Origin of the sequence: Marinisporobacter balticus (assembly GCF_004345705.1) — a bacterium.
Taxonomy (GTDB): Bacteria; Bacillota; Clostridia; order Peptostreptococcales; family Thermotaleaceae; genus Marinisporobacter; species Marinisporobacter balticus.
In genome coordinates, this window is sequence record NZ_SLWV01000008.1 from 1 (window position 1) to 20,372 (window position 20,372).

16 protein-coding genes and 1 riboswitch are annotated in these 20,372 nt (G+C 33.5%); of the genes, 2 read left to right on the forward strand and 14 right to left on the reverse strand.

What is annotated here, in order from left to right; genetic code table 11:
* Window positions 1–89 precede the first annotated feature (89 nt).
* The 10 genes from hutI to EV214_RS07495 all read right to left on the reverse strand — a co-directional run bounded on the left by hutI (window position 90) and on the right by EV214_RS07495 (window position 13,549).
* Window positions 90–1,358: an imidazolonepropionase gene (gene hutI, locus EV214_RS07450; protein WP_132244318.1), complete on the reverse strand. Its 1,269-nt coding sequence runs from the start codon at window positions 1,356–1,358 to the stop codon at window positions 90–92.
* Between the two features lie 6 nt (window positions 1,359–1,364).
* The gene (gene ftcD, locus EV214_RS07455; RefSeq protein ID WP_132244320.1) at window positions 1,365–2,270 is read right to left on the reverse strand and encodes a glutamate formimidoyltransferase; all 906 of its coding nucleotides are present in this window, start codon (window positions 2,268–2,270) and stop codon (window positions 1,365–1,367) included.
* A gap of 148 nt (window positions 2,271–2,418) precedes the next feature.
* On the reverse strand, window positions 2,419–4,446 hold the full coding sequence (locus EV214_RS07460) for a urocanate hydratase (protein WP_132244322.1): 2,028 nt from the start codon (window positions 4,444–4,446) through the stop codon (window positions 2,419–2,421).
* A gap of 138 nt (window positions 4,447–4,584) precedes the next feature.
* Window positions 4,585–6,267 carry a formate--tetrahydrofolate ligase gene (locus tag EV214_RS07465; protein WP_132244324.1) on the reverse strand — a complete coding sequence of 561 codons (1,683 nt, stop codon included), beginning with the start codon at window positions 6,265–6,267 and terminating at the stop codon, window positions 4,585–4,587.
* A gap of 318 nt (window positions 6,268–6,585) precedes the next feature.
* Window positions 6,586–8,115, reverse strand: a complete 1,530-nt coding sequence (hutH, locus tag EV214_RS07470) for a histidine ammonia-lyase (RefSeq protein ID WP_132244326.1) — start codon at window positions 8,113–8,115, stop codon at window positions 6,586–6,588.
* 489 nt (window positions 8,116–8,604) lie between these two features.
* A complete protein-coding gene (locus EV214_RS07475) occupies window positions 8,605–9,546 on the reverse strand; it encodes a stalk domain-containing protein (RefSeq protein WP_132244328.1) in 942 nt (313 codons plus the stop codon).
* A gap of 137 nt (window positions 9,547–9,683) precedes the next feature.
* Window positions 9,684–10,934 (reverse strand): anti-sigma factor domain-containing protein, encoded by a 1,251-nt coding sequence (locus tag EV214_RS07480; RefSeq protein WP_165916294.1) that lies wholly within the window; start codon window positions 10,932–10,934, stop codon window positions 9,684–9,686.
* Entirely contained in the window at window positions 10,924–11,658 is a 735-nt protein-coding gene (sigI, locus tag EV214_RS07485) for an RNA polymerase sigma-I factor (RefSeq protein WP_165916295.1), read from the reverse strand. The genes EV214_RS07480 and sigI overlap by 11 nt, the downstream gene beginning before the upstream one ends.
* A 145-nt stretch (window positions 11,659–11,803) precedes the next feature.
* Window positions 11,804–12,502 (reverse strand): DUF554 domain-containing protein, encoded by a 699-nt coding sequence (locus EV214_RS07490; protein WP_132244334.1) that lies wholly within the window; start codon window positions 12,500–12,502, stop codon window positions 11,804–11,806.
* 165 nt (window positions 12,503–12,667) lie between these two features.
* On the reverse strand, window positions 12,668–13,549 hold the full coding sequence (locus EV214_RS07495; protein WP_132244336.1) for a DNA-3-methyladenine glycosylase family protein: 882 nt from the start codon (window positions 13,547–13,549) through the stop codon (window positions 12,668–12,670).
* A gap of 224 nt (window positions 13,550–13,773) precedes the next feature.
* Window positions 13,774–13,947, forward strand: a riboswitch (cobalamin riboswitch).
* A 79-nt stretch (window positions 13,948–14,026) separates the two neighbouring features.
* Between EV214_RS07495 and cobT the strand changes: the two genes are divergently transcribed.
* Window positions 14,027–15,073 carry a nicotinate-nucleotide--dimethylbenzimidazole phosphoribosyltransferase gene (cobT, locus tag EV214_RS07500; RefSeq protein ID WP_132244338.1) on the forward strand — a complete coding sequence of 349 codons (1,047 nt, stop codon included), beginning with the start codon at window positions 14,027–14,029 and terminating at the stop codon, window positions 15,071–15,073.
* Window positions 15,074–15,165: 92 nt separating this feature from the next.
* Here cobT and EV214_RS07505 read toward each other — a convergent pair whose 3' ends face one another.
* The 3 genes from EV214_RS07505 to EV214_RS07515 all read right to left on the reverse strand — a co-directional run bounded on the left by EV214_RS07505 (window position 15,166) and on the right by EV214_RS07515 (window position 19,472).
* Window positions 15,166–16,908: a CAP and S-layer homology domain-containing protein gene (locus EV214_RS07505; protein WP_132244340.1), complete on the reverse strand. Its 1,743-nt coding sequence runs from the start codon at window positions 16,906–16,908 to the stop codon at window positions 15,166–15,168.
* Window positions 16,909–17,066: 158 nt separating this feature from the next.
* Window positions 17,067–18,428, reverse strand: coding sequence for an NADP-specific glutamate dehydrogenase (gene gdhA / locus EV214_RS07510; protein WP_132244342.1), 1,362 nt, complete (start codon window positions 18,426–18,428; stop codon window positions 17,067–17,069).
* Between the two features lie 228 nt (window positions 18,429–18,656).
* Window positions 18,657–19,472 (reverse strand): Asp23/Gls24 family envelope stress response protein, encoded by an 816-nt coding sequence (locus EV214_RS07515; protein WP_132244344.1) that lies wholly within the window; start codon window positions 19,470–19,472, stop codon window positions 18,657–18,659.
* Window positions 19,473–19,642: 170 nt separating this feature from the next.
* On the opposite strand from EV214_RS07515, the gene EV214_RS07520 reads away from it, so the two are divergent.
* A complete protein-coding gene (locus EV214_RS07520; protein WP_132244346.1) occupies window positions 19,643–19,813 on the forward strand; it encodes a DUF362 domain-containing protein in 171 nt (56 codons plus the stop codon).
* 48 nt (window positions 19,814–19,861) lie between these two features.
* On the opposite strand, the gene EV214_RS07525 is transcribed toward EV214_RS07520, so the two are convergent.
* Window positions 19,862–20,329 carry a MarR family transcriptional regulator gene (locus tag EV214_RS07525; protein WP_132244348.1) on the reverse strand — a complete coding sequence of 156 codons (468 nt, stop codon included), beginning with the start codon at window positions 20,327–20,329 and terminating at the stop codon, window positions 19,862–19,864.
* Window positions 20,330–20,372: the final 43 nt, after the last annotated feature.

Genomic DNA, 20,372 nt, shown 5'->3' on the forward strand with positions numbered 1-20,372 from the left:
ATTTTATATAAAAATGAGCTCTAATGATAAAATTTATGGATTTTTAATGTATTGCATAAAAATTAAATTTTATACATTAGTTTCCGTGACTACTCTAATAATCCACAATTTTCATTGTCTACAACTAACTTACCATCTTTAATCACTTTCTCAACCGTATTCACTGCTATGTGGTAAGGAATAAATTTGTATGAAGGAAATTCTAAAATCACTAAATCTCCCTTTTTCCCTTCATCTATACTCCCGATTTCATGCGCCCTATCTATTGCAGCTGCACCATTAATCGTAAGTGCCGTAATCGCCTCTTCAATCGTCATTTTCATATACAATGTTGATAAAGCAAATAAAAGAGGGATCGATTCTGTATGACAGCTTCCTGGATTAAAATCTGTAGCAAGTGCAACGGCACAATGATTATCTATCATAAATCTTGCACGCGCATATTCTTCTTTTAAACTAAAAGCGGTACATGGAAGTAATGTTGCAACCACTTTTTTCTCAGCCATTGCATGAATGCCTTCATCGGATGCTTGAAGTAAGTGATCCGCTGATACAGCGCCCACCTCTGCTGCAAGCTGCGCACCTCCGATTCTTACAATTTCATCTGCGTGAAGTTTAAGCTTCATGCCCATTTCTTTCGCTTTGTTTAATAATTTTCTTGATTCCTCTATAGAAAATACATTTTTTTCACAGAAAATATCACAAAACTCTGCTAAGTTATTCTCAACTACATAAGGGAGCACTTGATCTATGATAAAGTCAATAAATGCATCCCCTCGACCTTTATACGCACTAGGTACTGCATGCGCCCCTAAAAAAGTCTTCGTAATATCCATAGGATGGATCTTATCTAATGCTTTCATCACTTCTAATTGTTTGATCTCTGTATCAAAATCAAGTCCATAACCACTCTTACCCTCTACAGTCGTTACCCCAAACTTTAGCATAGCATCTAATCTTTTTTTACCAAGAGATATTAATTCTTCCTTAGCAGCCTTTGCTGTTCCTGTTGTAGAATTTGCAATTCCGCCTCCACGATTCATAATCTCCATGTATGAGTACCCTTTAAGCCGCATATCAAATTCTTCTTCTCTATACCCACCAAATACAAAATGTGTATGAGAATCTACAAATCCTGGTAGAACTGTTTTTCCTGTCGCATCGATTACTTGGTATTTTGATGCATCAATTCCTTCTAAAACCTCTTTCGTTGTACCTACTTTTTTAATGACGCCATCCTTTATGATTACAGCCCCATCTTCTATCACATGGATCTTTCCCATATCTTTACCAGCTTTCGCTTCAAACCCACTACAAGTTACTAATTGACTCGCATTTTTTATGATCATATTATTCATCATCATCTACTCCATTAAACTCGTTTCGATTACTTTATCCATAGAAAATCCATATAACCCCAAATAATACTGTGCACTATCTATTAACGCTTCCATCGGTACAAGACCTACCACTTCACTACCTAAAACATTAACCCCATATCTTTTCGCTTCCATCTTTACAGTTTCAAATACTCTATAAACTGAAGTCTTTGTATAATCCGTAATATTCATCGTTACTTGTGTAATCCCTCTTTCTTTGATCTCAACCCCGCCCGCTTTTATATATCTAAATCCACCACTTGAATGTCTTATTACTTTTGCAATTTTATTTGCAATCTCAACATTTGGTGTATCTAAATCAATATTATAAGCTACGAGTGGCATTCTTGCACCAACTGCTGTAACCCCTGCTGTTGGATGGATCTCACATTTTCCAAAATCAGGTTTCCACTCAGGGTCTTTCAATTTTTCAGGCATTCCTTCAAATTGCCCTTTCCTAACCGTTGCAAGATTTTCTCGCTCCGGCTTACTCGCTGCTTTTTCATATAAAAATACTGGAATATCATGCGCCTCATTTATCGCTTTAGCTGTTTCTTTCGCTAACTCTACAGCTTCAGTCATGCTCATATTTTTAATCGGTATAAAAGGTACAACATCGGTTGCGCCCATTCTTGAATGTTGTCCTTCATGTGTTGTCATATCTATAAGTTCTGCTGCAATACCAACAGATTGAACGACAGCATTTTTTACAGCCTCAGGCTCTCCCATTACAGTAACAACCACTCTGTTATAATCCTTGTCTGCTTCATAGTTTAAAAGTTTAACCCCTTCTTTTGCTCTATAGGGTTCAATAATTTTTTCTATTTTATTTAAATCTCTCCCTTCACTATAATTTACTACACATTCTACAATTTTTTTTATATCTGCCATTGTCATATCCTCCTATTTTTTAATCTATTCTTCATTTTTTGAATGTTACGCCAAATCATTATAGATCATCCCTATTTATCCTATATACATTTTTCGAGTGACTTGGCACACGAATGTGCCATACGTCACATTAGAATGTATTACTTTTCTATTTTTTCCAAGCTTTATCCACTAAATACTTCACCAAATCCTCTTTTGGAATAAATGGTAACGTTATATGATCTGTTCCTTTTCGGATATCATTATACTCAACACAAGTACTCATCGCATTTTCATTTCTTGCCCAAGCACGTCTTGCAACTCCACCCATTACATCCCAAGGCATTGCTGATCTTAATATATCGTCTACTCTCTTACTTCCATCTAGTACCATACCAAATCCACCATTGATCGATTTTCCGATTCCTACACCACCACCATTATGCAGTGCAACTAAACTCATCCCTCGCGCAGCATTTCCTGCAAAAATATGTGTTGCTTGTTCTGCCATGATGTTACTTCCATCTTTGATGTTTGAAGTCTCTCTAAATGGTGAGTCTGTTCCACCTGTATCATGATGATCACGTCCAAGCATTACAGGTGCAATTTCTCCATTTCTAACCATTTCATTAAATTTAAGTGCAATTTTAGTTCTACCAAAAGCATCTTGATATAAAATTCTTGCTTGACTTCCTACAACCAATTTATTTTTATCTGCATCTCTAATCCATATCCAGTTGTCTCTATCTTGATATCTTCTATTCGGATCTATGCAGTCCATCGCAGCCTTATCTGTTTTTAATAAATCTTCATGCTTTCCACTTAAACATACCCATCTAAATGGTCCATATCCAAAATCAAACAATTGTGGTCCTAATATATCTTCTACATAGGATGGCCAAATAAATCCATCTTTATCGTTTAATCCATTTTTAGAGATTTCCATGATTCCTGAATCATAGATAGATTTCATAAAAGCATTCCCATAATCAAAGAAGTAAGTACCTCTTGCAGTAAGTTCTTTGATCACTTCAAAATGCGCTTTTAATGTTGCATCTACTAATTTGTGGAATTTTTCTTTATCTACTGCAAGTAATTCAGTTCTTTCTTCAAAAGTAATCCCTTGTGGACAGTATCCACCAGTATATACTTCATGACAAGAAGTTTGGTCAGATAATAAATCTATATGAATATTTTCTTTCACGGCATATTGTAGTAAGTCTACTATATTTCCATGGAAAGCGATCGCACAAGCTTCTTCTTTTTCCATGCATTTTTTGGCCATACTGAATGCTTCTTCACAAGTTTTAGCAACTTTACTTACCCATCCTTGTGTATATCTCGTTTCTATTCTTGAGTAGTCCACTTCAGCAATGATCCCTACCCCATTCGCAATTTCAACAGATTTACCTTGAGCGCCACTCATACCACCAAGCCCTGATGTTATAAATAATCTACCTCTTAAATCTCCATCATTAGGAATGTCAAGTTTTAATCTTCCTGCATTTAATATCGTACTATAAGTTCCATGAACAATCCCTTGTGGTCCTATATACATCCATCCACCAGCAGTCATTTGTCCATAGTTCGCTACCCCTAGTGCAGCTGCTCTATTAAAGTTATCTGGATCATCAAACATACCCACCATAAGACCATTTGTTATAATCACTCTCGGTGCATCTGGTTTTGAATGAAATAATCCTACAGGATGTCCTGAATGAATCACGAGTGTCTGATCTTGTGTTAGTTCTCTTAAATATTTTTGTATTAAAATATACTGCATCCAGTTTTGACATACTCTACCTGTCTCTCCATAAGTAACTAATTCATAAGGATATAAACAGATATCAAAATCTAAATTGTTATCCATCATTAATTGAAACGCTTTTCCTTCTACACATTTCCCTTCGTACGCATCAATAGGTTTCGCTTTAATTTCTCCATGTGGTCTGAAACGGTAACCATAGATTCTTCCTTTTGTTAAAAGTTCTTCTAAAAATTCTGGTGCTACTTCCTCATGAAATTCTTCTGGGATATATCTTAGTGCATTTTTAAGCGCTAATTCAGTTTCATCTTTTGTTAGTGTAAATGCTCTTTTAGGCGCACGTCTATATTTAGGATCGAATTTTGGATACTCAGGCAATACTGAATCTAATTTTACTTTCATCGCTTTTGAAACATCTAAATTTGATAACATAAAATTTCCTCCCTTAAAGTAAATCCCTATTTTTTTAAATTTATAACGCGATCATTTGAAATTCAACAAAGCTAGCAATTAGCCTCTTTGTACAATCAGCTAGCTACTAACTTTATTAACATCAATTGTTTAAAATTCCTAGAATAGTCCTACAATGTTTCCATCTTCATCAATATCCATTTTATTTGCAGATGGCACTTTAGGAAGCCCTGGCATGGTCATAACATCCCCTGTTAAACAAACAATAAAACCTGCTCCAGCAGAGATCTTCACTTCTCTTACCGTAATTTCAAAATCTTTTGGCGCACCGAGTAAACTTGCATTATCAGATAAAGAATACTGTGTTTTTGCCATACAAATTGGAAGCTTATCTAGTTCTAATTCTTCAAGTTTTTTAATTTGCTTCTTTGCAGGTCCTGTAAATACTACCCCATTACCACCATAGATTTTCGTTACAATTTTGTTCACTTTCTCTGGAATAGACGCTTCTACATCATAAAGTAGTTTGAAGTCTGCTTCTTCTTTTTCTACGATGTTAACAAGCTTTTGCGCCATTTCAACACCACCATCTCCACCTTTTTCCCAAACTTCATTAAGGGCTACTTCTACACCTGCTTCTTCACATTTTTTCATTAATAGTGCTATTTCAGCCTCTGTATCGTTTACAAATCTATTCACAGCTACTAAAACAGGCAAACCAAATGTTCTAATATTTTCAACTTGTTTTTCTAAATTTTCAAAACCTGCATCAAGTGCTTCTAAATTTTCTGTTCCAAGTTCTGTCTTTTTCACACCACCATGCATTTTCAATGCTTTTATTGTTGCAACTACTACTACTGCTGCTGGCTTAAGATTGCCGTATCTACATTTAATATCTAAGAATTTCTCTGCGCCCAGATCCGCACCAAAACCAGCTTCTGTAACTACATACTCACCCAATTTTAATCCTAATTTTGTTGCCATGATACTATTACATCCATGTGCAATATTTGCAAAAGGTCCTCCATGAATCAGTGCAGGTGTATTTTCCAAAGTTTGTACGAGATTCGGTTTGATTGCATCTTTAAATAGTAATCCCATCGCGCCATGTATCCCAAGTTGTGCTGCCGTTATAGGATCTCCATCCATATTGTATGCAACAATCATTCTTCCAAAACGTTCTTTTAAATCCATCAAATCACTTGCAAGACATAATACTGCCATTACCTCTGACGCAACCGTAATCATAAATCCATCTTCACGAACAAATCCATTTCCTTTTGGTCCAATACCTACTACGACACTTCTAAGACTCCGATCATTCATGTCTAATACTCTTTTCCAAACAATCTGTCTTGCATCAATTTTCAATGCATTTCCTTGATGTATATGGTTATCAATTGCTGCTGATAATAAGTTATTTGCAGTCGTAATCGCATGCATATCTCCTGTAAAATGAAGATTGATATCTTCCATAGGCACAACTTGGGCATATCCGCCACCAGCTGCTCCACCTTTTACACCAAATACAGGTCCTAAAGAGGGTTCTCTTAATGCAATAACCGCTTTTTTTCCGATTTTATTCAGTGCTTGTCCAAGCCCAACCCCTGTAGTAGATTTTCCTTCTCCTGCTGGAGTAGGTGTAATGGCTGTTACAAGTATCAATTTTCCATCTTCTTTATCTTTTAATCTTTCGAATATATCTAGCGATATTTTTGTTTTATATTTTCCATATAGTTCTAGTTCTTCATCCAAAATACCCCATTTTTTTGCGATTTGCGCAATAGGTAACATTTTCGCTTGTTGTGCAATTTCAATATCACTTGGTACTTTTACTGACATATTATCCACTCCCTTTATTTTTCGTATTTATTTTCTTGACTTGATTATACACATATTTCGTCTATAAAACGTCTATAATTATAAACATATGATTTTTTTATTATTAAATCATACCCCTATCTATAATTTTTCTCTTTTCATAATCGTTTTACACAACATATTGCTTCTTTGTACGCCATTCTTTTCTACATCTATAGCTCACATTCTTTTACATGTGTATTACAGAAAATTTTAATCTTCCATTTACATAAGCTGATAAAAAAAGACCTATCTCCTGACTTTATAACCAAGAAATAGATCCTTAAATATTATAATAGCTTAATATAGTTCTCCTACAACCGCTTCTACTGCATCTACAATACTGTTATTGTCAATTAATGCTGCAGATTTGTTAATATCTTTATACATCACGCGATCTTCATGAAGTGTTTCTACTACTTCACGAACCTTATCATAAGCAACTTTTGTTCCTTTTCCTAATTTTTTATCAGCAGTTTCGAAATCAATAGCTTGTGTTGATGCCATTAATTCAATTGCAATAACTCTGCTTGCGTTGTAGTAGATTTCTCTTGCTTTTCTCGCTGCAATCGTTCCCATACTTACATGGTCTTCTTGATTTGCTGAAGATGGAATAGAATCCACGCTAGCAGGATGTGCCAACACTTTATTTTCTGATACAAGGGCTGCAGCTGCATATTGCGCAATCATAAATCCTGAATGAAGTCCCCCATGCTCTGTCAAGAATGCTGGAAGTCCACTTAGTTGAGGATTGACTAATCTTTCAATTCTTCTTTCAGAAACATTTGCTATCTCTGCAATCGCAATTCCTAAAAAGTCAAATGCCAATGCCATTGGCTGTCCATGGAAGTTTCCTCCAGAAATCGCATATTCATCGTCTACAAAGATGAGTGGATTGTCTGTTACCGCATTGATTTCAAGTGCTACTTTATCTAAAACATACTTGATCGCATCTTTACTTGCACCATGAATTTGTGGTGTACATCTTAATGAATAGGCATCTTGTACTCTTATTTCTCCTTGTCTCGTCGTTCTTTCACTACCTTCAAGAATATTTAATACATTCTTCGCCGTATTTATTTGACCTTGATGGGGTCTAAGTGCATGTGTTCTTGGATCATAAGCGTCTGTAATTCCGTTTAATGCTTCCATTGTTAACGATACTGAAATATCCGACAACTTCAAAAGATTCATTGCATCGAAAGCTGTTAATGCACCTACAGCAGTTAGTACTTGTGTCCCATTAATAAGGGCTAATCCTTCTTTAGAAGTCAATGCTACAGGGTTTATTCCTGATTTTTCCATAGCTTCTTTCCCTGACATTAATTGACCTTTATAATAAGCTTCACCTTCTCCAATTAAAGGAAGTACCATATGGGCTAAAGGAGCTAAATCTCCACTCGCACCCAATGATCCTTTTTCTGGAATGGCTGGATAAACTTCTTTGTTGATCATCTCAATTAATGTTTGTAATGTCTCTAGCCGAATTCCTGAGAAGCCTTTTGCTAATGCATTGGCTCTTAAAAGCATAATCGCGCGCACAACATCTATCGGAAAATATTTTCCAACACCACAAGCATGACTGATAATTAAATTTCTTTGCAAATCTTTCGCTTCATCTTTTGAGATCATCACATCACTAAATTTCCCGAATCCAGTTGTAATACCATATACAACTTTTCCTTCATCTACCAACTTGTCTACAAAAGCTCTTGCTTTTTTTACTTTTTCAACCGCTTCATCTGTTAAACCCACCGTATAATTTTTTCTTGCTACATCTACGATATCTTGTAATGTTAAGCTGTTCCCATCAATATATACTTTCGTCATCATTCACATCTCCCTTTTATAATAGATAAAAAATTCGCATACTGCTATTGCAGTTGCTCAAATTTCTTGAAAATAATTTTAATTGAATCATTTATTATTCATCATTTCATCTTTGTGTTTGTTTAAAACTTTTATATTATTCTGATTTCATTATATATATGTTCTGCATATTTTGTCAATTTTAATTGTATATATTAAAACAAGTTGCAGTGTTACCACTTTTTCACGGTGAAGTTTTATTTGTGTATAAGCTTTATCTTTATCATGTTTTATCACATTAAAGCGGTATATATTTTATTTTTATAAATTGTATACCCTTCATTTGATTATGTATATTTATGCATTTTTAGTATTTTAGAAAACAAAAAATTTCTATCATTCTCTAGTAAATAAATAAGAGCCTATAGATTAGGCTCTTATTTATTATTTAATTAATTTTTCACTTCTATGCTATTTTCTTTTTTTACCCGTTCGTTTATTTTTTTATTCTTAATCATTATTATATACTGATTCCGTAACAGTAGCATCCTGGCCTTCTTCCACTATTATTTGTTCCTCTTCTTCTGTATCGTCTTCATCAATTTCAATCACGCCCGTATCTTCATCATAATCTACACCAAGTCCTAACTGCTCTGCAATAAATCTTAAAGGTACAATGGTTCTATTGTTCATAATTTGAGCGGGTACATCGATAGCCGTTTCTTCTCCATTTACAAAAACTCTTCCATCATCTAATTGGAATACCATTTCTTTATCACCCTTACTCACTGTTACTTTTCTTTCTTCTCCATTCCAATTAACATCTGCACCCAGTCCTTCCGTAATCGCTCTTACTGGAATTAATGTTCTTCCTTCTTTGATAACAGGCGGTGTGTCGAATTTAAACTGTCCTTTTTTCTTTAAAATATTTTCTATTTGAATTACTTTCACATGAGGATTTTTAGTCATAATTTCCTCTGCTCTTTGTCTCAATTTTTCTAATTCTTCCTTTGAATAGCTCTGTTTAATTAATTGCTTCATTTCATTCCTTACTGTTTTCATTTCTTCCTTTAGCACTTTGATATCTTTACGTGATTTTTTAATCTCCGCTAATAAATTTTGGAATTTTTCAAGTTTCTTTACTTTTTCTAATCTTTTTTCTTCATCCTCTTTAGGTCTATTATTTTTTATCTCCGCTATTTTCGCTTTAATATTTTCTTCTTTTTCCTTTTTAGCGTCGTTTTTTTCTTTGGCATTTTCTTCTCTTTCTTTTTTATCTTGAATTTTTTCTTTAACATGCTCCTTTATACGATTATCTCTTTTTACTGTTGTCTTAGCTTTGCTTCCCTTTGCACTCGGTTTTTCTGCCTTCGCAACCATCCCCAATGGACTTGCAAAAACAAATGCTGAGATGATGGATAATGCAACAACTCTTCTAAACTGCTTATTCATGTTTTTTCCTCCTTTGTTTTATCAATTGCTTTTCTATCATAGGATACGTATGTTTTTATTTTTTTGAGTACCCTTTATGAAATTTTTTTTTAAAACATTTAAAAGCACCATCTTTTTAAAGATCGTGCTCTCTCTTTTCAATCCTTCTTAGCCTTTTTAAGGTTCTCTTTATAAGGTTTTGTGTTTCTAGTTTCTTTAGTATTCTTTGGTTCTGTTTTCCTATTTTCTTTTAGTTTTTTTGTTACTTTTTTGTTATTTTCTTCATTATTCATTTTTTTCATTTCCACTTTCTCTTTTTTCTGTTCCTTTTTATTCTCTTCTATTATTTCTCTTTTCTCTTTTTCAATATCTTTTTTGTTTTCTAATCTTTCTTTTTTGTTTTCTAATCTTTCTTTTTTATTTTCTTGATTGAACGTTATTTTTTCTTTTTTCTCTTCTTGTTTGTTTTCTATCTCATCTATCTTAGCTTTGTTTTTTATTTGTACTGCTTTTTTCTTTTTTTCCTTATTTTCTATAATATTTTTACTCTTATTTTCTCGATCTTGTTTTATTGCTTCCTTCTTTTCTTCTTTTGTTGTTTCCTGTTGTTTTTTTATTTTATCTTCAACCTTTTCTTTTATTTTCGTTTTTATCTTCTTTCCTTTTAATTTACCTATTCCTTTATCTACCATTTCTTGCACCTTCATATTTTTGACCTGCTCTAATGTAATTTTTTGTTCTTTTTCCTTTGATTGTTTATAGACCTGATATTTTCCTATAGAGATCTTTTGTTTTTTTGCTTCCTTCAAATCTTTTTTATTTCCTTGTACATAGATCAAATTTAATTCTTTTAGTTTTTGATCGTCTTTCATCTTTTGTTCAATCTCCTTTTGTAGCTTATCCGATTTTTCTTTAAAATGATTCTCTACAGCAGCCGTAGCTATTAAAACTGTATTTTTTTCTTTTGTAATATAGTGTTTTTGTTTTGCATTATTAATCACAAGCAGTACGGCTTCTTCAATAGACATTCCTATAAATGTTTGATCAATTAATTCCTCCCCATCCATATTAAGCGCGCCTACATGTAGCACCTTCTTTTTTTCATTGATTTCAAATTCAATGCTTGGGTTAATGTCTATGCTGACTACCGCAGCCACACGCATAGGCTCTACGATATGAAACTTTCCGATCCCCGTTATTGATAAAATCATTGTAATGAAGACAGCAGCAATCAACCCTATGTTTTTAATGGTCACCCGTCTATCCTTATAAATATCTTCTTTTACAAAAATAATTTTTTTGCCAACAACTAAATCCTCTTTCTTTATAATCTTAAGGTATTGTCCCTGATCCGTTAAAACAATTGCAAAATCTTCTTCTATTTTTAGAATACATCCTCTATAGACCACCCTCAGCACCCCCTTTTGTGCTTTCTATATAGTTCCTTAGTTTTTCTAGATCACGGTCTAATATAATTACTGTTGCAATGATAAATTTCCTACTTCTTTTTAATATTTTTGCTGTACTGTCTAACGCATTGATGAGTTTTTTACTCGGCAGACTTTTTTTTCTAAAGAGTTCTTCCTTCAATTCCTTACTTTCTGAAATGTATTTTGCGATACGTATCCCATTTGCTCTTGTATCCATATGCTTCGGTGCTTCTTGAACCAAGTCATAAAAAGTAATCTTAAAGTCTTTTAACACATCTTCCAATTCTTGTATTTCTGTCTTCATTGCAAAACTTTCCGTAAAATCTTCTACTGCAAAATGTTTTTGTAGTTTTCCATTCTCATCTTCTTCAAATTGGCTGATTGGAATGTTTTTTCTATGTTTGCTGTTTTTTCTAAGATAATCTGTAACCCTGTTTTTTATCACAATCTCTGCAAATCCTATGAAGCTTCCTCTGGATGCTTCATATTTATCAATCACTTCATTAAAAGCTTCTATCCCTACACTAAATTCTTCGCTATTTTCGGATTCAATATATTTATTTAATTTATCAGATACTGTCTTTATGATAAATGGTATGTAATCTTCGATCATCTTCTCTCTTTCCGCGGTATCCCCTTTTTTAATTTTCTCAATTTTTGCTGTCAAAGAATTTATTTGAAAAAAATTCAATAGGCGCGCCAAATTTATACACCTCCGTCTTTATAGGTATACGTAAATTAATAAAAATTTAGGTACATAGAAAATATTATTTCTTTTAGTATATATGGTAAAAACCATCCTGCAAAGAGATTGGAATAAATTAGAAAAAGAGATGAATTATCATCTCTTAGTTTAAACATTTAAAGTATATTATTTTTCCTATATAGTAAATTAAAGGCATAAACATCGCTGGAAGCATATTTCCTACCTTAATTCTTCTGAAATCAAGCATATTAAAACCTAATGCCATAATCAAAAGGCCTCCCACTGCTGACATCTCCCGTATGACATCTTCTGTCAAAAATGCTTTCATAGAAGAAGCTGCAAGCGTAATGGCGCCTTGATATAAAAATACTGCAGCAGCAGAAAATATAACCCCAATTCCCAATGTAGATGAAAATACAACAGAAGTAATTCCATCAAGAATCGATTTTGCAAAAAGCGTTTGATGATCCCCCGAAAGTCCACTTTGCAATGCCCCTACAATTGCCATCGAACCTACACAAAACAACAAGCTTGCTGTTACAAATCCTTTTGCTACCCCTCCCTCTTGATCTCCTAGCTTATTCCCTATAAATCCTCCCATTCTATCTAAATTCTCCTCTATCCTTAGAAATTCTCCTATAATACTTCCAATAACCATACTAAAAATCACAAGCATCATATTTTTCGTTTTTATAGCGCCCATAATCCCGATCAACAAAACACTTAAGGCATTCGCTTTTATAATCGTCTCATTATATTTCTCGGGGATTCCCCCCCTAAAAAATAGACCGATGATACTGCCTCCAATGATAGCTAATGCATTTACAATCGTCCCTAACATGTCCAACTCCCCCGTTTCATACAATCCTTTTTTTTCGAATTTCATTGTATAAATATGTATTATTCTATATAAGGGATAAAATTCCTGCATTTATATACATTTTAATTTTTTCATATGTATAACTTGTCGTTAACGTAATATTTAGTTTTTAAATCATTGCATAAACTATTTCCCAATACCTAGCTCTCTTGCATAATAAAAGAGATATTGTTGCGCAAAACCTGCATAATCTCCAAATTTTTTTTTTGCAAACACTTGTACTTGTTTCAAAGTTGCTGCGTCTGGCAAATAAAAGTATTCCATCACCCGTTTGACCCATACATCAATTGGAAAAGCATCATACTTATTCATTGAAAATAACAAAATACAATCTGCAACCTTTGGACCTACCCCACTAAATCTTAGTAATTCTTTTCTTGCATCTGTTGTTGATAGATTTTTCAAATCATATATTTCTATCTGTTTTTCCATAATCATTTTTGTTGTGTCTACAATATATTTCGCACGATACCCTGTATGACTCGCCTTTATTTCTTCTATAGATTTTCCCACTAACTCCTCAGGGTTTGGAAAATCATAATATTTTTTCCCATTGTAGGTTCCTATAAATTTACCGTATCTACTGCATAGCGCTTCAATCGATTTTTTGATGAGCTTAATTGCACGATTCGATGAAATAATAAAAGAAATTAATATTTCCCATTCATCTTGGTTAAGAATTCTTATTCCTCTTCCATGTAATATAGCTTTTTCCATAATGGCATCATTTTGTGCCACGTTCTTTTTAATCCTTCCATAATCCCGATCTAAATCAAAATAATCTATCCAAGTATTTAAAAATTCTTCCTTCGTCGTATTGTCAAAGATGATTTGTTTTCCCTTTTTTTGAATATTAATCAACTTCCCTTTTGCTACCCCTGTAAAACTATCATCCTCTTCCCTATTCCATCGAAAGCACTGTCCACACTCAAACGTATCGCTAAGTTCAAAATCTATGATTCCCTCCACAATGACTTTTCTATGCTGTTCTTTTATTGTATATCTCATTGTTTTTTCCTCCTACGTCTTCTTTTTTGTAAAATACAATGCTTTACAGTCATCCTATTCATTTAAATGATTTCATAGCTTACAAAATTTTGATCTCCTGTTTAAAATTTTATCAATCTGCTTATATGTTACCCCAATTTCTTATCCATCAATAAATTTTTGTTCTAATGATCGTATATCGTTTTTTCCTTATTGAAAAAAGACACAAATTATTCTATAATAAAGATAGATATCTCGTGATAGGTGCCCAATTAGGGAGAATAGGGAATGAAGTAAAAATCTTCAACGGTCCCACCACTGTAAAGAGGAGCTTTGCACAAAATGCCACTGAATTTTTCGGGAAGGCGTGTAAAGTGTCGATTCTAAGTCAGGAGACCTGCCTAAAACGATTGAAATACGTGAATGATGGTAAAGTTCATGGTTTGTTTCTTATGGAAACAAACCATGAACTTTTTTTACTTTAAAGGAGGAATCTTAATGAAATTACTAAATCAAACACTCAAAAAAATAGGTTTACTCGATCAAGAAACTATGGCAAAGACAAAAAATAGAGTAGATAATCTATTTAAACCATTAGGCAGTTTAGGAAGATTAGAGGATTTAGCTGTACAACTAGCTGGCATTACAAAAAATTCTTTTCCAACTGTAGACAAGAAAGTCATTATTGTTATGTCAGCAGATCATGGGGTCTACGTGGAAGGGGTAGCCCCTGATCCTCAAATCATAACCGCGCTGCAAACACCTAATTTTGTAAAAGGTATAACAGGCGTATGCGCTTTTGCAAAACAAGCACGCGCTGATGTAGTTGTCGTAGATATGGGCATTGCTTCAGATATTGATGAACCGAAAGTGATTAACAGAAAAATAAGATATGGCACAAGCAATATGGCAAAAGGTCCTGCCATGAGCAGGGAGGAAGCAATCAAATCTTTAGAAATAGGCATAGAAATAGCAAATGATCAGATTGATCAAGGTAAAAATTTACTCGCTACAGGGGAGATGGGCATTGGCAATACCACCCCTAGCACTGCCATATTCTCAGTAATCGGTCATTTAGATCCTGAAACAATTGTAGGTATTGGTGCAGGACTACCTATAGAAAAGTTAAAACACAAAGCATCTGTCATAAAAAAAGCAATCGCAATCAATCAACCGAATCCAAAAGATGCCATTGATATTCTATCAAAGGTAGGTGGGTTTGAAATAGGTGGCATGGCTGGTGTATTTATAGGCGCGGCTTCAAGACGCATACCCATTGTTGTAGATGGATTTATCGCTACTGCTGCAGCCCTTCTTGCGATTACCATTGCCCCTAAGGTAAAAGATTTTTTGATTCCCTCTCACCATACAGCCGAACGCGGAGGCAAAATCGCAATGCAATTATTAGGACTAACGCCTTTATTTGATATAGGACTTAGGTTAGGTGAAGGTACAGGTGCAGCCCTTGCTTTTAATTTTGTAGAAGCTGCTACTTATATGGTGAAAGAAATGGCTACACGGGAAGAAGCAGGCCTTGTTATTTAGAAATTTTTATATGAATAGCATAAAAAAGCAGATAATGCATTTTTCTATGCATCCTCTGCTTTTTTATATTTATTCATTTTTCAATAAAACTATCAAATTTTCTCCAATAATTTTTTTACAATTACAGCTGCTTCCGCTCTTGTTGCGAAATCCTTTGGTGAAAATGCGCCTGTATCTCGCCCTTTTATGATCCCTAGTTCATAAGCTGCTTTTACATATTTAACAGCCCAAGGGCTTATATCATCGTTGTCTTTAAAAGATAGCGTAGGCAATTGTTTTATTTTATTTAAGTCGCCTTTTTTCTCATAACCTTTTATAATAAGCGCTGCAATTTCTTCTCTTTTGATCGTACGATTTGGATGAAAGGTGCCATCTCCCATCCCTTTTATAATTCCTTCTCTATAAGCGGCTTCAATATACAATGCCTTATCGGTTTTCTTGTTTACATCTTTAAAAATGACTTGATGCACTTTTGTTTTTATCCCTAAAGCTTTCACAATCATTTCTGTAAATTCTGCTCTCGTGATTTTGTCATTAGGTTTATAACGATCATTTTCTTTTTCAGATATGATCCCTTTTTCACTTAAATCCAGTATATATTTTTGTGCCCAATGTCCTTCTATATCTATATAGATAAATTCTTTCATCCATGCGTTTTTGTCTTTTTCATCTACTTCTGTTGTAAACGTCCATGTCTTGTTAATTACTTTTGCAACTTTATCCTTAAATAAAATCTTTCCTTCAATGGATGCAGTATATTTTTCACCTTTTCCCAAAGGCTTCTTCGGAATGATCAATATGCTTTCCTGAAGTTTCTTATCCTTCTCTGGTGTATTGATATAGACCTCCACCATATTCCCTTTACTGTTTTTTAACGTTGCCTTTTCAATGGTCAATTTTTCAATATTATTCTTACTGAAATAAGAGAAAGAAATAGGATATCCGACTTTTCCTGATTTTCCATAAAACCTTAATGGATTGGGTATTTCATTGTTATCCCATGAAATGGGTACATGGTTTTGATTTTCTTTAGGGTAGAGAATCGTCTGATCTTTTAGATCTTTGTTTCCTCCAAAGTCAAATGTATAGTATTTATTCTTTACCCCATAGCCTAAATCTATCATAAAAGGATTTATCCATGCAATCCGATGATAAGGTGCATCCACCAAACCATCTATAGCCTCTTGATAATCTTTTTGTCCAGAACTAATATTTTCAGCTACATTGCTTCCTATATATCCAAAAGTACCTACGCGATTATAAAGCGAAATTCCAGTAAAGCCTTTATTATTCGTAGATTCATCATGATTTAATTTGTTGTTAATTGCCATATAATTAGAATGCGCCATTGCAGATGCATTTAAAGCATCATCTAATTTAAATTCTGAAAGACTTAAAAGTTTTCTATATCGATTCACATAATTTAGTGCATTTTTTTGTGCATCTGTAGTAGCAGGCAATGTATCTACTGCATTTTCACTCACGCGAAACTGCCAACTTTGCGTAATAGGCTTCCAACCTTCTAAATGAATAGATAAATCTACTTTGTAATTCCCTTGTTTAAGGGGATTTTTAGGTTTATATGAAATGGTCTGAATGGCTGGGTCATACTGCGCATCCACTTGATTTCCATTTAATTTCATCTCCATTTCTTTTACCTTATTGTTGTTTAAAATTAATTGTATACTTATATTTGGCTTTGATACCAACACCGTAATATCCTTTGGCTGTGGCGGAAAATAGCCTATTCCATCCTCAGCATAGCTAATCAAAAAGATTCCACTAGCCAAAAGCATAAGTACTATCAAAAGCATATATTTAAAATTGTTTTTCATTTTTCATCCCTCCTCATATCTATTTTAATATATCTTTTGATAAATTATCCTAATTGTCTCTAAATTGTAATATTCGTTCATAAACCGTAATAATATATCAATCAAAAAGAGAATTCCAAAACTGGAATTCTCTTTTTTACCTTATTTATATATATTGCTTAATAAGTTCCTTGTGCGTACATTGCCTCAGCAACTTTTAAGAAGCCAGCAATATTTGCACCAGCAACTAAGTTATATCCAAATCCATATTCTTCAGACGCTTTAGCAGAATTATCATGGATATTCACCATAATTTGATGTAATTTTTGATCTACTTCTTCTGCTGTCCAAGAGTATCTCATACTATTTTGAGCCATTTCAAGCGCAGATGTAGCAACACCACCAGCATTTGCAGCCTTAGCAGGTCCTACAAGTACACCTTTTTCTTGGAAATATTCAACCGCTTCATTTGTACAAGGCATATTCGCACCTTCACAAACAAACTTAACACCATTTGCAACAATTTGTTTTGCATGCTCTAAGTGAATATCATTTTGTGTTGCACATGGAATTACGATATCAACTTTCACATTCCATGGTTTTTCTCCTGCATGGAACTCAGCACCAAACTTATCTGCATAATCTTTTACTTTATCTCTACCTGAATTACGCATTTCTAGTAAGTACTCAATTTTTTCTCCAGAAACACCATCTTTATCATAGATATATCCATCTGGTCCTGATAATGTAACTACTTTACCGCCTAATTCAGTAACTTTGATTGCTGTTCCCCAAGTAACATTACCAAATCCTGATAAAGCAACTGTTTTACCTTCAAAGCTTGTCCCTTCATGCTTTAACATTTCTTGACAGAAATAAGTAATACCAAAACCTGTAGCTTCTGGTCTAATCAAGCTTCCACCATAAGCTAATCCTTTTCCTGTTAACACGCCGTTTTCAAACGCGCCTCTAATTCTTCTGTATTGTCCATAAAGGTATCCGATTTCTCTTCCACCAACACCAATATCTCCAGCTGGAACGTCAACATCTGGTCCAATATGTCTATATAATTCTGTCATGAAGCTTTGGCAAAATCTCATAATTTCAGCATCAGATTTTCCTCTAGGATCGAAATCAGAACCACCTTTACCCCCTCCGATTGGAAGACCTGTTAATGAATTCTTTAAAATTTGCTCAAATCCTAAGAATTTAATAATTCCAAGGTATACAGAAGGATGGAATCTAAGTCCGCCTTTATAAGGTCCAATCACGCCATTAAATTGTACTCTAAATCCACGATTTACTTGTAATTCACCTTGATCATCAACCCATGGTACTCTGAAAATAATTTGTCTTTCAGGCTCTACAAATCTCTCTAAAAGATTTGCTTCCATATATTTTGGATTTTTTTCCATTACTGGTTGTAGAGAAGCTAATACTTCTTCCACTGTTTGTAAAAACTCTGGCTGATCTGCATCTGTTTTTTTTACTTTCGCAATAACGTCTTCGATGTATTTCTGTGCATTTAATTGTTTTGCCATTTTCTTAAACCTCCTCATGATATAAATACTTTATATTTTGTGTGTTTCATCATGTCAATGTGATTATAGCACAACCCTATGTCTTTGTAAACGTTATCATTTATATTCATTTACACATCGACGTACAAAAAAACTGAATATATAGAAAATTGAATAACGCACACAAAATGTATTCCTGTAGATTTATATTTTGTATGCGATGTGTAGGACATTTTGTATAAATATTAATTATTCCGCAACAATTATCTTCTTTATCACTACGTTTATAGCAACGATATTAAGCGCTGTCATATCCTCTACTTCTTGTTTTATCTTCTCTTGAGCATTTCTAACTAATTTGTGTATAGGTTTTCCATAAAGAATCGTAAACTCTATATGCATCACAATACCATCTGGATAATTGCGCACATTTACCCTTAAAACCTTATCTATTCCTTTTATCTGCTTGACAGCATGCTGGGTTAAATCACTAATGACTTTGTCAGAAATTGTATATTTTCCCATATAACTAAAGGTAGGTCTAACAATAGATTTTTCAGATATTTGCATCGTATCGTCTTTTTTCTTTCTTAATATTTTTAAAGGATCTATAAAATATCCCGAAAAATTTTTTTTTATTTCGAAAGTTGGAACAGGGATCACATGTTTTCCTAATTCTGTTCTTTGTTTTTTGGCTATTTTTCTTTCTTCTTCAGAAGAAATTTCTTCAATAGATACATATTCATAAATCCCATCTACTTTTAACTGTGTCGCAATCTTTTGAATCATCCTTTTAGAAGTTCCTAAGATGAGTATTCCATTTGGCTCCTCTTTTTTAATTGCATTCATTACTTCTTCTCTATGTTCTTTATGCATAAATAGCGCCGTTTTTACTGCTGTCACAGAAGTATTCTGCCTTTTTGCAGATTTGCCTCCCAAAATTTTGTTCCCTTTTATAAGCAATCCATCGTCAATAATGTAGTCAATATCCTTTTCATGCGCAAGACTAATGGCTCTATAGCTTTTCCCTGTACCACTCGATCCAACAAGGCCAATGATCTTCATATCGATTCTCCCTTTCCAAATTAATATAGAACGATAATCATTATATTTTTGTATTTTAAAAGGATTTTTTCTTATTTTTTGTTGTCCCTCTATGTATATTTTGTTAGAATATAGTCATGTCAAGATGTAAAAAATTATAAAACTATTTAAGTTTAGAGGAGGATTTTATTATGGCTTATGTAATTAATGAAGCATGTATTAGTTGTGGTGCTTGTGAACCAGAATGTCCAGTTAGTGCAATCAGCGCTGGAGACGACAAATATGTAATTGATGCAGCATCTTGTATCGATTGTGGTGCTTGTGCAAATGTTTGTCCTGTAGATGCACCTGTTGCAGAATAATTTCAAATACATAAAATAATAATGCCCTACCTACTTGTTAGGGTATTATTATTTTTTTGTATCAACAGTATCCTTACTACAAAACAATGTGGTTTGATTTATTTTGCTTAAAAATTTCAGTATTGCCTTTTCTTCATTTAAAGTCACATCCGCCAATACAAAATTTAATAAAACCTCTTGTATTTCTAGTGTTTTTTCATACATTTTTTTCCCTATATTTGTAAGCTTTAATATATATACCCTTTTATCCTCATGATCTTTCTCTTTTAAAATATATCCGTTTAATATAAGCTTCTTTGTAACAGATGCAATCAAACCTCGGTCCATTTCCATATCTTCTACCAATTCATAAAGTCTTTTATTTTTCACCTGCCCAATTTTTCTTAAAATATGTATATCTAATAAAGATAAATTTTCTGCTTTTCCTCCTATTTTGAAACCTTTTCGATCATAAACCAAGACCTTATGCATCAACTTATCCATCATTTTATTAATTTCATTATAATAGTTTGCCATCTTTATCCCCTAATCTTTCTAATATGCTGTTATTATATCATTA

Bases quoted from the DNA above. Each gene is read 5' to 3' on its own strand.
- EV214_RS07460 (WP_132244322.1), bottom strand. From the start codon at position 4,446: ATGTTATCAAATTTAGATGTTTCAAAAGCGATGAAAGTAAAATTAGAT.
- EV214_RS07490 (WP_132244334.1), bottom strand. From the start codon at position 12,502: ATGTTAGGGACGATTGTAAATGCATTAGCTATCATTGGAGGCAGTATC.
- gdhA (WP_132244342.1), bottom strand. From the start codon at position 18,428: ATGGCAAAACAATTAAATGCACAGAAATACATCGAAGACGTTATTGCG.
- EV214_RS07465 (WP_132244324.1), bottom strand. From the start codon at position 6,267: ATGTCAGTAAAAGTACCAAGTGATATTGAAATTGCACAACAAGCGAAA.
- cobT (WP_132244338.1), top strand. From the start codon at position 14,027: ATGAAATTACTAAATCAAACACTCAAAAAAATAGGTTTACTCGATCAA.
- hutI (WP_132244318.1), bottom strand. From the start codon at position 1,358: ATGAATAATATGATCATAAAAAATGCGAGTCAATTAGTAACTTGTAGT.
- ftcD (WP_132244320.1), bottom strand. From the start codon at position 2,270: ATGGCAGATATAAAAAAAATTGTAGAATGTGTAGTAAATTATAGTGAA.
- EV214_RS07505 (WP_132244340.1), bottom strand. From the start codon at position 16,908: ATGAAAAACAATTTTAAATATATGCTTTTGATAGTACTTATGCTTTTG.
- hutH (WP_132244326.1), bottom strand. From the start codon at position 8,115: ATGACGAAAGTATATATTGATGGGAACAGCTTAACATTACAAGATATC.
- EV214_RS07495 (WP_132244336.1), bottom strand. From the start codon at position 13,549: ATGAGATATACAATAAAAGAACAGCATAGAAAAGTCATTGTGGAGGGA.
- EV214_RS07475 (WP_132244328.1), bottom strand. From the start codon at position 9,546: ATGAATAAGCAGTTTAGAAGAGTTGTTGCATTATCCATCATCTCAGCA.
- EV214_RS07520 (WP_132244346.1), top strand. From the start codon at position 19,643: ATGGCTTATGTAATTAATGAAGCATGTATTAGTTGTGGTGCTTGTGAA.
- EV214_RS07525 (WP_132244348.1), bottom strand. From the start codon at position 20,329: ATGGCAAACTATTATAATGAAATTAATAAAATGATGGATAAGTTGATG.
- EV214_RS07515 (WP_132244344.1), bottom strand. From the start codon at position 19,472: ATGAAGATCATTGGCCTTGTTGGATCGAGTGGTACAGGGAAAAGCTAT.